This is a genomic window from Flavobacterium sp. HTF (assembly GCF_003105115.1).
GTDB lineage: Bacteria > Bacteroidota > Bacteroidia > Flavobacteriales > Flavobacteriaceae > Flavobacterium.
In genome coordinates, this window is sequence record NZ_QETH01000013.1 from 58630 (window position 1) to 73370 (window position 14741).

General features: G+C 36.9%; 14 protein-coding genes. 9 read left to right on the forward strand and 5 right to left on the reverse strand.

Annotation, left to right across the window (positions count from 1 at the left end; all coding sequences use genetic code 11):
- The first annotated feature begins 2 nt into the window (after positions 1-2).
- Together DCO46_RS06290 and DCO46_RS06295 are read left to right on the forward strand one after the other, a co-directional pair.
- Complete coding sequence (locus DCO46_RS06290) at positions 3-437, forward strand: carboxymuconolactone decarboxylase family protein (protein WP_116751715.1); 435 nt, start codon at positions 3-5, stop codon at positions 435-437.
- Between the two features lie 160 nt (positions 438-597).
- Positions 598-909, forward strand: coding sequence for a winged helix-turn-helix transcriptional regulator (locus DCO46_RS06295; RefSeq protein ID WP_116751716.1), 312 nt, complete (start codon positions 598-600; stop codon positions 907-909).
- A gap of 120 nt (positions 910-1029) precedes the next feature.
- Here DCO46_RS06295 and DCO46_RS06300 read toward each other — a convergent pair whose 3' ends face one another.
- The 3 genes from DCO46_RS06300 to DCO46_RS06310 all read right to left on the reverse strand — a co-directional run bounded on the left by DCO46_RS06300 (position 1030) and on the right by DCO46_RS06310 (position 4246).
- Entirely contained in the window at positions 1030-1359 is a 330-nt protein-coding gene (locus tag DCO46_RS06300; protein ID WP_116751717.1) for a DUF4870 domain-containing protein, read from the reverse strand.
- A gap of 120 nt (positions 1360-1479) precedes the next feature.
- Positions 1480-2220: a LytR/AlgR family response regulator transcription factor gene (locus DCO46_RS06305; RefSeq protein WP_116751718.1), complete on the reverse strand. Its 741-nt coding sequence runs from the start codon at positions 2218-2220 to the stop codon at positions 1480-1482.
- 1 nt (position 2221) lies between these two features.
- The gene (locus tag DCO46_RS06310) at positions 2222-4246 is read right to left on the reverse strand and encodes a sensor histidine kinase (RefSeq protein ID WP_116751719.1); all 2025 of its coding nucleotides are present in this window, start codon (positions 4244-4246) and stop codon (positions 2222-2224) included.
- A 248-nt stretch (positions 4247-4494) separates the two neighbouring features.
- Between DCO46_RS06310 and DCO46_RS06315 the strand changes: the two genes are divergently transcribed.
- The 4 genes from DCO46_RS06315 to DCO46_RS06330 are packed head-to-tail and all read left to right on the forward strand — an operon-like array spanning position 4495 to position 6475.
- Entirely contained in the window at positions 4495-4965 is a 471-nt protein-coding gene (locus DCO46_RS06315) for a hypothetical protein (protein WP_116751720.1), read from the forward strand.
- Positions 4966-4967: 2 nt separating this feature from the next.
- Complete coding sequence (locus DCO46_RS06320; RefSeq protein ID WP_116751721.1) at positions 4968-5435, forward strand: hypothetical protein; 468 nt, start codon at positions 4968-4970, stop codon at positions 5433-5435.
- Positions 5413-5922, forward strand: a complete 510-nt coding sequence (locus DCO46_RS06325; RefSeq protein ID WP_116751722.1) for a hypothetical protein — start codon at positions 5413-5415, stop codon at positions 5920-5922. The genes DCO46_RS06320 and DCO46_RS06325 overlap by 23 nt, the downstream gene beginning before the upstream one ends.
- Positions 5923-5932: 10 nt before the next feature.
- Complete coding sequence (locus DCO46_RS06330; protein ID WP_124019546.1) at positions 5933-6475, forward strand: hypothetical protein; 543 nt, start codon at positions 5933-5935, stop codon at positions 6473-6475.
- Here the strand turns inward: DCO46_RS06330 and DCO46_RS06335 are convergent.
- Positions 6472-7506, reverse strand: a complete 1035-nt coding sequence (locus DCO46_RS06335; RefSeq protein WP_116751724.1) for a LacI family DNA-binding transcriptional regulator — start codon at positions 7504-7506, stop codon at positions 6472-6474. The genes DCO46_RS06330 and DCO46_RS06335 overlap by 4 nt on opposite strands.
- A gap of 319 nt (positions 7507-7825) precedes the next feature.
- Between DCO46_RS06335 and DCO46_RS06340 the strand changes: the two genes are divergently transcribed.
- The 3 genes from DCO46_RS06340 (at position 7826) to DCO46_RS06350 (ending at position 13666) form a co-directional block, all read left to right on the forward strand.
- Positions 7826-10465, forward strand: a complete 2640-nt coding sequence (locus tag DCO46_RS06340; protein WP_116751725.1) for a TonB-dependent receptor — start codon at positions 7826-7828, stop codon at positions 10463-10465.
- A 125-nt stretch (positions 10466-10590) separates the two neighbouring features.
- Positions 10591-11811 carry an MFS transporter gene (locus tag DCO46_RS06345; RefSeq protein ID WP_116751726.1) on the forward strand — a complete coding sequence of 407 codons (1221 nt, stop codon included), beginning with the start codon at positions 10591-10593 and terminating at the stop codon, positions 11809-11811.
- On the forward strand, positions 11801-13666 hold the full coding sequence (locus tag DCO46_RS06350; protein WP_116751727.1) for an alpha,alpha-trehalase: 1866 nt from the start codon (positions 11801-11803) through the stop codon (positions 13664-13666). Before DCO46_RS06345 ends, DCO46_RS06350 begins: the two co-directional genes overlap by 11 nt.
- Before the next feature lie 160 nt (positions 13667-13826).
- On the opposite strand, the gene DCO46_RS06355 is transcribed toward DCO46_RS06350, so the two are convergent.
- Positions 13827-14723, reverse strand: a complete 897-nt coding sequence (locus DCO46_RS06355) for a DUF6268 family outer membrane beta-barrel protein (RefSeq protein WP_116751728.1) — start codon at positions 14721-14723, stop codon at positions 13827-13829.
- Between the last annotated feature and the right edge of the window lie 18 nt (positions 14724-14741).

Consider the following 14741-nt stretch of genomic DNA (forward strand, 5'->3'; position numbering starts at 1 on the left):
AAATGAAAACACGAATTCGTATTGATCAGACAGAACCTGCAGGGTATAATGCTATTCTGGGACTGGAGAAATTTATTGAAAGCACTCCTTTAAGAAAAACACATAAGGATTTAATCAAAATCAGGGCTTCGCAAATAAATGGCTGTGCATTTTGTATTGACATGCACACTAAAGAGGCCCGTAAAGCAGGAGAAACCGAGCAGCGTATTTACGCTCTTAATGCTTGGCGCGATACTCCGTTTTTTACTGAAGAAGAAAAAGCCATCCTGGCCCTGACCGAAGAAGTTACATTAATTGGCAATCACGTAAAAGACGAGACCTATGAGCAGGCTGCAAAAGTATTGGATGAAACGTATCTGGCCCAGGTAATCCTGGCTATTATTACCATCAACGCCTGGAACAGAATCGGAATTACAACAAAACTCATCCCGGCTTAAAACCTTTAACTTGTACTGCCCTCAATAACGTATCACCATTTGGGGGCAGTTTTTAAATAATTCTTCATTAATACTTTAGGGGCTCTTTTCTGCCCGTATTTTTATACTTTTGCATTACCATTTTTAATAACTCATTTCCTAAGCAAAAGGCCGGCATTTTATGACTATAAAAAAAATTACAGAAGAGACCGAGACCTGTCCGGCACAAAGGCTTTTAAAAATATTGTCGGGAAAATGGAAAGCAGAAATTTTTCGTCTGGCCGTGCAGTCACCGTTGCGTTTTAGCATGTTGCTCAGAGAAATACAGGGCTCGAACAAACAGTCATTAGCTGTTGCGCTGAGAGAACTGGAAGAAGAAGGCCTTTTGGAAAAAACAACCATCAGGTTAAAACCACTTCATATCGAATATAATCTTACAGAAAAGGGAAGGGCTTTACTTCCTGTTTTTGAGCAGCTCGAAGGATTATCTTAAGATAAATGAAATCAAAAAAAGAAAGATTCCCAATTTCTTCCTGGTCCTGAAACCGGAATGACTGAGAATCATTTCTAAATCCAAAAAATAAAAAACTTGAGTTAAAAAGGAAATTTAGATTTAATCTATAAAGCTAAATTTATCCTCAAAAATTTTCCCGATTACCGGAATAGGTTTCTTTTGTTCGTTGGCAGCATTGATAATACCAAAAATCCATAAAATCAGGATGGCATACCCAATGTAGCTAAGAAAAAATAGAGAAGTCACTGTTGTTACTACAATAGACAGAATAATATTTACGGCAAAAGACACTAAAAAGATTCCGAAACCTTGTTTTAAATGATAGGTTACCAGGTCGCTTTTTGGCGTTAAATCTTTGTTTTTTACAAAAGCAATAATCCAGCCAATGATAGTCACATAGCTTAGGATAGAAAGGGTTTTTCTGTTCATGGTTATCGTATTAATTGCGCCAAAAGTAGATAGAACAGCTGCTACTAAAAGCCCACACTTTGTCTTCTGTAGTTTCGGATTTGTATTCAGGATATTTAAACCGGTATTGCGTATTTAAACCTAAACTTCTTCTTTCATTAATTTAAAAAACTGGTCTTTTTTTCCTCTCGAAATCGGTACCGAAGATTTGTCATTCATCTGCACCATTCCTTCGCGGGAGTAACTCACAATGCAGTTCAGATTGATTAAATGCGACTGGTGAATGCGGAAAAAAGCAGGAGGTTCCAGTAAATCCTCATAATTTTTTAGTGGTTTCGAAACCATGATTTTCCTGCCGTCAGTCAGAAAAAAAGTCGTGTACGATCCCGAAGTTTCGCACCTGATAATCTGGTCCAGTTTTACCACATACATGGCTTCCTGAGTGGGCAGGATGATTCTGTCCGGTGTTTTGATAAGATTGAGCTGCAATTCGCTCAATTGTTGTTTTTCTAAAACCCTTTCGTGCAAAAGGGCAATACGGTCAATTGCTGTTTTGAGTTCCTCAGAATCTATCGGCTTTAAAAGATAATCTATGGCACTGTACTTAAACGCATTAATCGCATGCTGCTCGTAAGCAGTAGTAAAAATGAGATGAAAAGAATTGAATGCAATTTGCTCCAGGACATCAAACCCCGTTCCGTCTTTGAGCATAATATCCATAAAAACCAGATCAGGTTTTAGGCGGTCAATGAGTTTTACGGCTTCTTCGACACTTTCGGCATACGCAATAACCTGAATTTTGTCGGCAGCCGTCATTTCAAGCATAATAGACAAAGCTTCCCTGATGCGATGTTCGTCTTCAATAATAATAGTTTTATACATTTTACTGGAGTATTGGAATATTTAAAATAACGATACAGCCCGGCCCTTCATGAGCATCGCGTTCCCGAACCTCAAATCCCGCATTCGGATTATCCTGCTGCATTTTGTTTAGCCTTTCGTTTGTAATTTTGGTAGACAACGATTCGTGATTGTCTTTGAGTTTTAATTTTCTCGATGCCGCCAGTCCGATACCATTGTCTTTTATCGTACACACCAGATTTCGCTCTTCAAAATCCTGCGTAAAATAAATTTCTATCAAACCTTTAATTTCTTTTACCTGCGGTTTTAAACCATGTTCAACGGCATTTTCTATAAAGGGCTGAATCAATAAAGGCGGAATCAGTACATCAGTTTCAACCGTTTCATCACACTCAATTACATATTCAAAACCATTATTCAGCCTCAGCTGCTGCAATTCGATATAATTTTTTAAAGTATTGATTTCTTCGTCAAGCGAAATAGTTTCTTTGCGTGACTGTTCAAGAACCTGACGTGTGAGTTTGGCAAATTTATTCAGGTAAGACACCGCAGGAACCGTTTCCTTCTGAAGAATCATACTTTGAATATTTCCCAACGCATTAAAAATAAAATGCGGATCCATTTGCGAACGCAGTAATCTCCTTTCCATCGAAAGCCTTGCTGCCAGGTTTTCTATCGTTTCTTTTTCCATCAGCTGCATTTTTAGTTCACTGTTGGCCTGTTCCTGTTTCAGGAAATCTTCGCGGTTTTGGTAATACCTTTGGCGGTAATGGTAGGAGCGGAACATAAAAACGAGACCAATCAGTAAAACTCCCGCAATTCCGTAGCCCAGTAATTTGTTTTTCTGCACCAGTTCATTTTCCAGTTCAAGCTGTTTGATACGTTCTATCTTTTTGGTCGATTCATATCGTACATCGGCATTCTGCAATAAACTCTGAGTAGATTCATTGTATTTTAACTGATTATATTTTACAAATGCCGTATCATAACGATGATAAGCTTCAAAATCTTTACGTTTTGCGGCTACATTCTTTAAACTGTTGTAAAACGTAGCCAAAAGGTAATTATCAGTATAGGGAAGCTTTTTCTGGTATTTTATTCCTTCATTAAAAAGACCTTCGGCTTTGGCATAATCCCCTTTTTCTGTATAATAGAATCCCTGAAGTCCTATAGCACTTCTGTAAATAATCCTCACATCATATTTTTGGGCTATTACTGTAGCTTTTTCCAGATTTTTCAAAAGCGACTTTTCGTCAATCGGTTTCGGGCCTTTGGAATATAAATCGGCAAGGTTGATATACGCGATTCCGATGTTGCTTTTGCTGATAATATTGCTGGAATTTCTTTCTGTAAGAGCAACTGTTTCGTCAAAAAACAGTACCGCATTCCGCCATTCATCCTGGCTCCATGTTTCCAGATTATCAGTCAGATGGCCGCCAAAAGCCAGTCTCGCATATAAGATACTTTCGGGATCGCCGGCTTTAGAAGCATGAAATAAAGCTTCACGGGCATATTTTTCGACTTTGTCCGGAGATCCGGGAGAAAATAGATACGATATATCCGAAGCAATCTTAGCGCATTGGTCATGTGCCTGCACTTTGGCAAAAAGCTTATAAGAAGTCAGCAGATAATCAATGGCATGGGATTTATCATCGATATAAGACTTTAAAGACCCCATAGCAAGCGAAGCATATGCTTTGGCCCGTATATTGTTGGTTTTGGATGAAAGAGAAAATGCAGAATCGGCATAACGCGTAAAACCTTTTAAATGAAGTAGTTTCCTCTGCGTCAGGGCGAGATAAGCATAGCAAATAACCTGATCGTCGATGTTGTTTTTCTTCTTGGCAAGCTCTAAAGCCTGAAGCTGCATTTTTTTGCACACAGCCGAATCAGAAAAGCGTTTGGAATACCCGTAAACTACTAATTTTTCGATTGAAGATGCCTGTTGCGCTTTCGCGAAAGCGGTAAAAAAGATAAGCAGTAAAAGGAAAAAAAATGGTTTTTGAAAACTGTTTTTTAAGATAAAAAGAGTAGAGTTTACGTGCATATATACTGAAATTACGGGGGGAAAGTACAAATTGTATATTGACTGACCAAACATTTTTGAACTGATTTACCGAATTTAACCGCTTTGAAAACAAGGTTTTAAAACCCGTCAAAAAGCCTGTTTTCCTGATATGCGCCTCTAAAGACCAAATAAAAATCTAAAGTACCCATTTGCCAATTCCAGATTGTTGTAAACTCAGCGAAGTAGTAATCTTGCCGTAAATAAATTTTTAGAAATATCTTTTAATTATGAATAAGAAATTTTTTACTTTAATATTAATCGTGTGCTTTTTTTTGAGCGGAGTAAGTTATGGCCAGTTATCTGATAACAAAAGCGTCAAAATTGAAATCACGGTAAAAGATGGCAATAAACTGATTACTGCCCCGGTACGAACTGTAACGGTATCTTTCAGCAGATCGTCCAATAATACAACGGCGGCTGATGGCATGGAGAAAAAAGCAGAAACAAAGAATTATTATTTCTCTTTAGATTTTGAAAAACAGGATCTTAACTTGCTTAAGGCTTTTATGAAAAACAAAACCGGAATCGACGGGCAAGTCACAATGGTTGATTCTGATGGAAAATTGCCGTCAAGAAAATTAGAATTTACAAAAGCGACGATAGAGTCTTTAACAGATCAGTTAAACAGTGATTACAATAGTTCGTATCTGTCGTTAGGTTGCGCTTCGCTGATTATTGACGGTGTAAGTCTGGAATAAATATGGAAACGCTACAGAAATTCACCAAAAACGGAAATCAGTATGTCATGAAGAGACAATATGGTTTTGGCCTTATTGTCGTAATCGGAATGGCAGCACTTACGTTTGCCGGCGTTTGGTTTAAGAATTCAATAATGATCTGGATATTTGGGATTCTCACTGTTTTATGCCTGATTTCAATTTTTATAAACCAAGTTGTAATTGATATGAGCCGAAAAGAAATCAGTATCAAAAACGGCTTGATTATCCCTCCAGTCCAGATTCCGATTAGTGATTTTGTCAATTTTGAATTAGTAAAAATCAAGCAGTATTTTGTAACAATCAATGTTTCGCTCAATCTTTATTACCTGAAAAATGGTAAGGAAAAATGCAGCGGAATCGCACAGGGACTTACCACCCGGTCGATGCAAAATTTGCTAAACGAAATTCAGGAAATACTAAATACAAATGAACATTCAGGAAAAATATAATATAGAAGAAACTCTGAATACTTTTTCGTTTTGCCCTAAAAATCCATCGCTAGCAATGTCGCGATGGTTTTTGGCGGGTATTATTTTTGGTATTATTTTATTGTTCTTTTTTGATAATCTTCTAGATGAAGTAATGCGCTGGGTTATTTATATTTTTATGGCTTACTTTGCTTTGCATAGCTGGTTTGATATTAAAATCGGAAGTAAAATACGCTATACTTTTGATGCGAATAAAAACGCAGTGTACAAAAGCAGCCCTCTTCGCGCAAAAAGAAAGATCCTGAAACTCGACGAATCGGTTATTTTTGTGCATTCAGAAATGGGAAGCTGGTATTATGCTTTAGGGGCTCAAAAAAGCCAGTTTATAAAAAATTATATGATCAGCGAAACTTTTGGTTCAGGCAAAAAGAGTGAAGCAAAACAGCAGTCTTATGAAGATTTTGTTTTAATGAAAATCGACAGACTTATAGATTCGGTGATCAATTAAAAATACTACTATGAAACTTAAAATAATTTCAATTTTTCTTTTACTAAGCTTTCTGTCATCATGCAATTTGTTGAATGACAGCCCGGATCAGGTTTTTCAGACTATAGGCCTGAATGCAAATAAAATTCCGAAAAGCTTTGAACGTGTTTTTAAAGAACTGCGTCAGCATAAAGCTGGCGGTGGCTTAAAGATACCATCTGAAGACGGAAAAACCATGAAACCGGCCAGTTGTGTTGCATCAGTAAAATACTGGTATGGAAATACTTTTAAGGAAGATATCAAAAAAATCAAAAAACTGAAGACAGACGACGAAGCCAAACTAATTGTAAAAGCAGGATTGGAATTGTTTGAATATGCAGACGAGATTCAGGAAACAGATTTTCCGCTGATTGCCAAAATGATCGATGAAGGAAAAAGTGACGAAGAAATTGACGCCGCAGCCAAAAAACTCGACGATACTAAAGGTATTTTGCTGGACAAGAAATACGAAGCGGTAATGAAATTACTACTTCCGTATGCCGATAAAAATGGCGTGAAATACAGTACTTTTTAAGTATTAGACCTCATGGTGGATTCTCTTTCAATAATATGGGTTGGCAATTCAATCATTTGATGCACGACCGGAATATGTTCCTTAATCTGTGCAATTTCATCAATTAATATAGCAGCGGCACGATACCCGATGTCATAACCCGGCTGATCGATTGTGGTTAATTTGGGTGAAATCACCGTACTCATAAACCAGTTGCTGAATCCAAAAACGGCAACCTGCTCGGGAGTTTTTATTTTCTTGTCATTAAAATATTTAATGATTCCGATAGCGACCAAATCGGTTACCGCAAAAACAGCATCAACATCATGGTGATCTGCCATTAATTTTTCGGCATTTTCATAACCGTCTTCAAAATCGGTATTATGATCGCAGACATACACTAAAGTCGGATCGTATTTTATATTATGGTCTTCCAGAGCTTTTTTGTATCCCAAAAAACGATCAATAGAATTCTGCGGAACATAAGAACCTCTAAAATGGGCGATCTTTTTAAATCCTTTTTCTATTAAATAGGTTACAGCATCATAAGCCGCTTTCATATCATTGATAACTACTTTAGAACAATCTACTCTTTTAGCAATTTTGTCGAACAAAACGACAGGCGTATTTTTTCGGATAGCATCGTTGATATGGGAGAAATCATCTGTTTCGTTAGAAAGCGACATCAAAATGCCGTCGACTCTTTTCTGTAATAATAAAGCAATTTGTTTTTTTTCCAGCTCGTATTTTTCACTTGACTGAAGGATAATCACGAGATAACCTCTTTTTTCGGCTTCCTCTAAAATGCCGTTCAAAACACTCGAAAAGAAGTGGTGAACCGTAGCAGGAATAATAACACCAATCGTTTTGGTTTCGTTGGTACGAAGGTTAACGGCAACAGAATTAGGCATATAATTCATCTTATCTGCCATTTCCATCACTTTTTCACGGGTACTTTGACTCACATCACTATATCCTTTTAATGCTTTAGAGACTGTTGTAACAGAAATTCCTAATGCAGAAGCTATATCAATTAATTTGGTGTCATTCATAAAATAAAAGTACTAAAAATATTGAAGTTCAGTGTAAAAAAATCTTAACCGCAAACCAGGCAAAAGATTTGTATGTATTTTTTAAGAAGATTAAGTCTGCCAAGAAAAATGGAATATCACCCGATTATAAATAGCCTTTCTTGCATAAAACCATAACGGCTTTTGCAGTTAAAAAAACGGATAAATAATAAAATTATAGTTTTCGAAAACGTTTTTGGTGATTTCGAAAACGTTTTCGGTTATAATTTCGTCTTCAGGTTTTAATTAGTTATTAAGTTTACAGTAACAATCACAAATTTTACTAACCAAACCAAAAAAAATGAAACTGATTAATACGTATTTAGGCAGATTACTATTGTTGTTTTGCCTAATTTCTGCATCAAACAATGTGTTTGCACAGGAGAAAAATACCGTTTCGGGAAAAGTTTTCGACGAAACCGGACAAACCGTTCCCGGAGCTAATGTATCCTTAAAAGGAGCAGACCAAAATGTAATTACCGATATCAACGGAGCTTATGTATTTTCTAATGTTGCAGCCGGAACTTATACCATCTCTGCAACCAATGTAGGGTATAAAAGCTTTGAGAAACAAATCACCGTAAAAGAAGGTGAGTCAATAGAAGAAAACCTTTTTCTGGAAACCGAATCACAAAACTTAAAAGAAGTTGTCGTAACGGGATCATCAAGCCCAAGGTCTAAACTGGAATCGAGTGTGGCCATCACTACAATGGGAGCAAAAGCAATCGAAGACAGGGCGCCGGCAAGTACGGCAGCATTATTACAGACCATTCCGGGATTTGTGGTAGAAGCATCCGGGGGAGAAATAGGGAATAACCTTTTTGCAAGAGGAATTCCGTCTGCGGGAGCTTATGAATATGTACAGATTCAGGAAGACGGATTACCGGTTTTTGAAGATGGAGCCTTGCAGTTTGCCAATGCCGATACTTTTTACAGACTCGACGAAACCGTAAGCAAAATGGAGGCTGTACGTGGAGGTTCTGCGTCGATTTTTGCCAACAATGCTCCGGGTGGAATTATCAATTTTATTTCTAAAACAGGACAAAATGATTTTCAGGGAAGAGCCAAATTCTCAACTTCAGATTACGGACTTTTCAGAACCGATCTTAATTTATCAGGCGCGCTGATTCAGGATAAACTGTTCTTTAATATTGGAGGTTTTTACAGAGCCGATAACGGAGTAAGAAACACCGGATTTACAGCCAATAAAGGAGGTCAGATCAAAGGAAACCTGACTTACAAATTCGACGACGGAGATTATTTAAGAGTTAATTTTAAACATCTGAACGACAGAAATACATTCTATTTGCCAATTCCTTTAAAAAGCAATAATGGAAAAATTGAAGGTATAGACGGCTTTAACCCAAATTATGGAACACTGACGTCAGTAAATTTCAGTCATTTGAATGTACCTCAATATGGAGGCGGAACTTTTAGCGCTGACTTAGAAGACGGTTCTCATCCGGTAATCAATTCAATTGGAGCTGAATTCAAAAAGAAAATTTCGGATAAAGTATCTTTCAAAAATGCCTTCAAACAAACGGCAATCGATTTGAATTACAATGCTATTTTTCCAAACGGAGGCCCATGGACACAAGATGCGTATGCAACAGATATTCAGAATACCACAGCAGGTAATTTAGCTTACACTTACGTGGATAACGGAGCTGTTGTAGATCCAAATGCCCTGATTATGAGAGCAGACCATTGGTACATTCACAAAAAAATGGACAATTTTGCTAATAACTTTTCTTTTTCTTTTGATTTAGATCCTGTAAAACTGACTGCCGGTTACTACTATTCGAACTGGAAATCAAATCAGTACTGGAACTGGAACTCGTATCTGGTAAGTGTTTCGGACAATCCGAGATTATTAAACGTAGAAGACAATACAACAGGTGTAAATCATACATGGAATGGGGTAGAACGAATCACCTGGTTAGAAAGAGATGCACAAACCAAAGGTCTTTTGAATGATGTGTATGCCGACGCAGAAATAAAAGCAACGGATAACCTTACTTTTAATGCCGGTTTACGATACAACAAAGACAAATATTCAGGTTACAGGGACAATGCCCGATTCTTTGCAGAAGATTTAGGTGTAATAGACAATAACACAGCCGATGATGCGGTAACGACAGTAAAAGGAAATCCGTATACTTACTGGAGATATGATGTAAGCGAATGGTCTTATACTGCTGCGGGAAATTATAAATTTAATGATAATATGGCATCGTATGTTCGCTATAGCCACGGTTTCAGATCGCCAATTGAAGAATCATTTTATGATAATGCGGCTGATTTGAGCAAACTGGAAAATACGGAAGTCAATCAGTTTGAATTGGGTTACAAGTATTCAAATTCATTTTTCTCGGTAAATGCGAACTTATTTCACATGAACCTGAAAAACGTTGCTTTTACCGATATCTTATCTGACGGAAGTTCCGAAAACAAATTTGCAGACGTTAACAATATTGGTCTTGAAGTAGAAACAAATGCAAGATATGAATTCGTAAAACTGAACTTTACATTTACCGTTCAAAAACCGGAATATGATAATTTTACAGGAACAAATGCCGATGGTTCAACATTTGATTTTAATGGAAATACAGCAAGAAGAATCCCTAAGTTTTTCTGTAACCTAAGACCGGAAGTCGACATTACAAAAGATTTTAGTGCTTATGTACAATTCTCTTATTATGACAAAAAGTTTACCAATCAGGATAACAGACAGGTTTTACCGGCATACAAAGAGGTTGGGGCAGGTTTAAATTATACGTACAATAACCTTCGTTTTGCAGTTGATGCATCCAACTTATTCAACGAGATTGGTTTAACCGAAGGAGATCCGAGACAAACTACATCTGCCGCCAGCGATGTGTTTATGGCAAGACCCATTTTAGGACGCGCCTTTAGATTTTCGGTTGCCGTTAATTTTTAGAGTTTGTTGTTAGTTAATTGATATTTAACCAAATGCTGTTGCAAAAGACAGCATTTGGTATTTTTTGTAACTTTATAGGATACCTTCTTTTATAGGCACTTTTATCAAAATAAACCAAGCTGTTAATGAAAAACTTAGGAATAAAAATATCCCTTTATCTCAATTATTTTGTCTTTGCTATTCTATTGAACAGCGTTGGCATCGTAATTCTTAAATCGCAAAAAAATTACGGAGTCGATGAAGTCCAGGCCAGTATTCTGGAAGCCTTTAAAGATATGCCTATTGCAATTGTTTCTTTTTTTATAGCCTCATTTCTCCCCCGGATTGGCTACAAAAAAGCAATGCTTACGGGTTTGGCGCTGGTAACTCTGGCCTGTATTTCAATGTATTTCGGAAATTCTTTTGACAATGCGAAGATATTATTTGCGACAGTTGGTGTGTCTTTTGCTTTGATAAAAGTTTCGGTTTATTCCTTAATTGGTACTGTCACAGAAAATCAGAAAGAGCACAACGCATTGATGAGCAGTATTGAAGGTGTTTTTATGATCGGAATTGCACTGGCTTACTTTTTATTTCCGGCTTTTAATAATGAAAATGATCCAAATTCCTGGCTCAATGTATATTGGTTTTTAGCAGGTTTATCTGTTGTCTCTTTTTTATTCCTGTTTTTTACCCGATTTGAAGAAACCGCAGTAACAGCCGGAGCCAATTTTACAGATGATTTCCTGCAGATGTTTAAGCTGATAGCGAAATTGTTAACGGTTATTTTTGTGATAAGTGTCTTTTTATTCGTCATGATCGAGCAGGGAATACTTTCCTGGCTGCCAACCTTTAATACCAAAGTGCTCCATTTACCGGAAAACATCAGTATTATGATGGCCAGTATACTGGCGATATCACTGGCAGTTGGCCGATTGGTAGCGGGAATTATAACCAAAAAAGTAAACTGGATCTGGGTTTTAGCTATTTGCGTAATTGCTGCCATGCTAATTGTTTATTTTGTGCTCCCAAATGTGGTTGGACTTGAAGTTAAAAAGATCAATACGCTTTCGGATATTCCGTTAATTGCATTTGCATTTCCGTTAATCGGATTGTTTATTGCGCCAATTTATCCTTTGCTGAATTCAATTGTGCTAAGTTCGCTGCCAAAAAACCTGCAGAGTTCAATGACCGGATTAATCGTTATTTTTTCTGCTTTGGGAGGAACGCTGGGTTCGCGTATAACAGGCTGGTTATTCAAAAATGAAGGCCCGGAAAAAGCATTTTATTTCACTCTGATTCCGATGTCTTTATTGTTGATTTCCTTTTTTATTCTCAAAAAAATTACCTCAAAAAATGAAATTTAAATTACACATAAATCAGACTCTTAGTCAGTTACTGGCTCAGGAAGATACTGATGGCGACAAAAAAATAACCATTGACGACAAAGGCCCAAAAAGCTTTTTGCTGCAAGATGAAGAAGGTAATTCGATTGCAATTGAAGGAACGTACCAACTTTCGAATTTACTGCAGGAACTGGCATTGTCAAAAAAAGAAAATAGTGATTTTGCCGAAATCAATTTAGACGAAATCACAGAAGACCCGGTTAAGAGAATTTCACGTAAAATAAAAGACTTATACTGGAATGGACTTACGCGAACAATTGACGCGGCCGGAGTAAAAAAAATACTGGAAGACGACAAAATAGAAAATGCCGTTTCGTATTTGTATGTTCCTGCCGGAGATGGATTTGCTTTTGAGTATTTTAAAAATTTAGAAGCTTCAAATCCTACGTTAAAAGTAGTTCAGCTTCCGGAAAATATTTCACCTGAATATGTTTTGTCACTGAATAAAAAACCCGGAATTTTGGGATTGGCACTTCAGACTAAAAAGGACAAAACCGACGGAATCCCTTTTGTTGTTCCGGGTGGCAGATTTAATGAAATGTACGGTTGGGACAGCTATTTTATCACTATGGGACTTTTGATTGATGATAAAACGGATTTGGCTTTTGGCATGGCCGAAAACTTTAAATATCAGATTGATCATTACGGAAAAATCCTGAACGCGAACAGAAGCTACTATCTGACCCGTACACAGCCGCCATTATACACTTCTTTAATTATTGATATTATAGAAAAATCAAATCCGGATATTTCCTGGATCGAAAGACATTTAAAAACGGCAATTAAAGAATACAAAACCGTTTGGATGGAGCAGGGGAAGAGGCTTACCCCAAACGGATTAAACCGTTACAGGGCAGAAGGAATCGGACTTCCGTTTGAAGTTGAAGAAGGCCATTTTGATGATATCTTAGAAAAATATGCTCCAAAATATAATCTCTCTACAAGGGAATTTGAGAAGAAATATCTCGAACGTGAAATCTTAGATGCTGACCTGGATCATTACTTTACACATGACAGAAGTATGCGCGAGAGCGGGCATGACACCACCAACAGATTAGTGGGTATTTGTGCTGATTTAAACACAGTTGCGATCAATAGCCTGCTTTATAAATACGAAACTGATATTTCTTTTTTGATTTCAAATTATTTCAGTGATAAATTTATTTATAGTAATGATGTTGTTTATTCAGGCGATTACTGGAATCAAAAGGCAGAAGAGCGAAAAGAAAGAATCAATGAATTGTGCTGGAATGAAGAAACCGGAATTTATTTTGATTATAATTTTAAGCTAAAAGAACAGCATTATTTTGAAGCCGCAACAACATTTTATCCGTTATGGGCAAAAATTGCGACACAGGAACAGGCTGAAATTTTAGTCCAAAAGACATTGCCGAAATTTAAAATGAAAGGTGGAATCGCCGGAAGTACAAAATTGTCGGTTGCAGGGGTAAGCGAACATGCTCCTGTAAGACAATGGGATTATCCGTTTGGCTGGGCGCCGCATCAGATATTTTTATGGAAAGGGTTATTAAACTATAATTTTCACAATGAAGCGCAGGAAATGATTTACCGCTGGCTGTGGCTCATAACCCGAAATGCGGTGGATTATAATGGAACCATTCCCGAAAAATTTGACTTGTCTATAAGTTCACACAAGATTTTTGCAGAATATGGCAACGTCGGAACCGAGTTTAATTATATCACCGAAGAAGGATTTGGCTGGATGAATGCTTCGTACCAATTTGGTCTCACACTTTTGAATCCCGATTTAAAGAAAAAATTATCTGATTTGACCGATCCGGATACTCTATTCTAAAATAAAAAATCCTGACAAATTAGCTGTCAGGATTTTTTGTTTGCACTGTTTTTTCGGGAAAAGAATTTGTATTACTAAATCTTTCAATGGCTGTTTCCTGAATACAAACCATTATTGACGTATAAAAAGCTATGATAAAGGAGAGCATCGTCAGGATTGGCTAAAATTTGTAATTAACCTGAGCTGATGCGTAAGGTGATAACTGAAACTGGTAATTGTTGTTATTATTGAAAATGTTTTTGAGGCTTCGTTCTGTAAAATAAGCGGGGCGTGCCGCGCTGATTCCGAGAGTAACCGGAAGCGAGATATTTTTAGTGATTTTAAATTCAGGCCTCAATCCCGTTACAATGTACTGATGTGTAAAGATGACATCTTTTCCTTCTTTTTTCGTAAGTGCCAATTGTCCGTTTACTTCTCCTATTAGGCTTAAAGTCATGTTTTTACTTATTTCATAACCAGCAGATAACTGAAATCCGCTTAAAAGTGAAACATTAAAATTATATTTACCCGGAGAATTATAACTGACATATATAGCAGGAAATAACATAGGATAACCAAAAGCATTGTTGAAGGCAATTCCGCCTCCGAGATCTAATTTAGAATTGATTTTTTTGATGAAAATTGTACCGGCATTTCCGAGGACACTTCTGGCACCCATTTTTGAAATTTTTGTCTGATCCGTATAAATTCCCGCACCTGCAAAGGTGAGCATGCTCCATTTTTTGTTTAGCGGAGCTATGTTAAACAATGAAAATTGTGCATTGACGATATCAGACAATACCCTATCCTGGGTAAAATCTTTATTGTTCAGAGATGTATAGGAACCGGAAACAGCTATTCCCCAGACAACGGCAAGACTGTCTTTGTTTATTTTCATCGAAATCGGAATTTTGGCATTTACCTGATAAACGGCAGCAGAACCTTTGCTTTCGCCCAATTTGTTATTGTTTTCATCCGTGTAATGAGATTCTCCAAAATATTCAGCCTGAACATTTATCTGCGCTTTTGTTTGTGTAACTGCAAGTAATAATAACAAAGTAAGCAATCCTGTTTTCATATTTTATATTTTTAATTT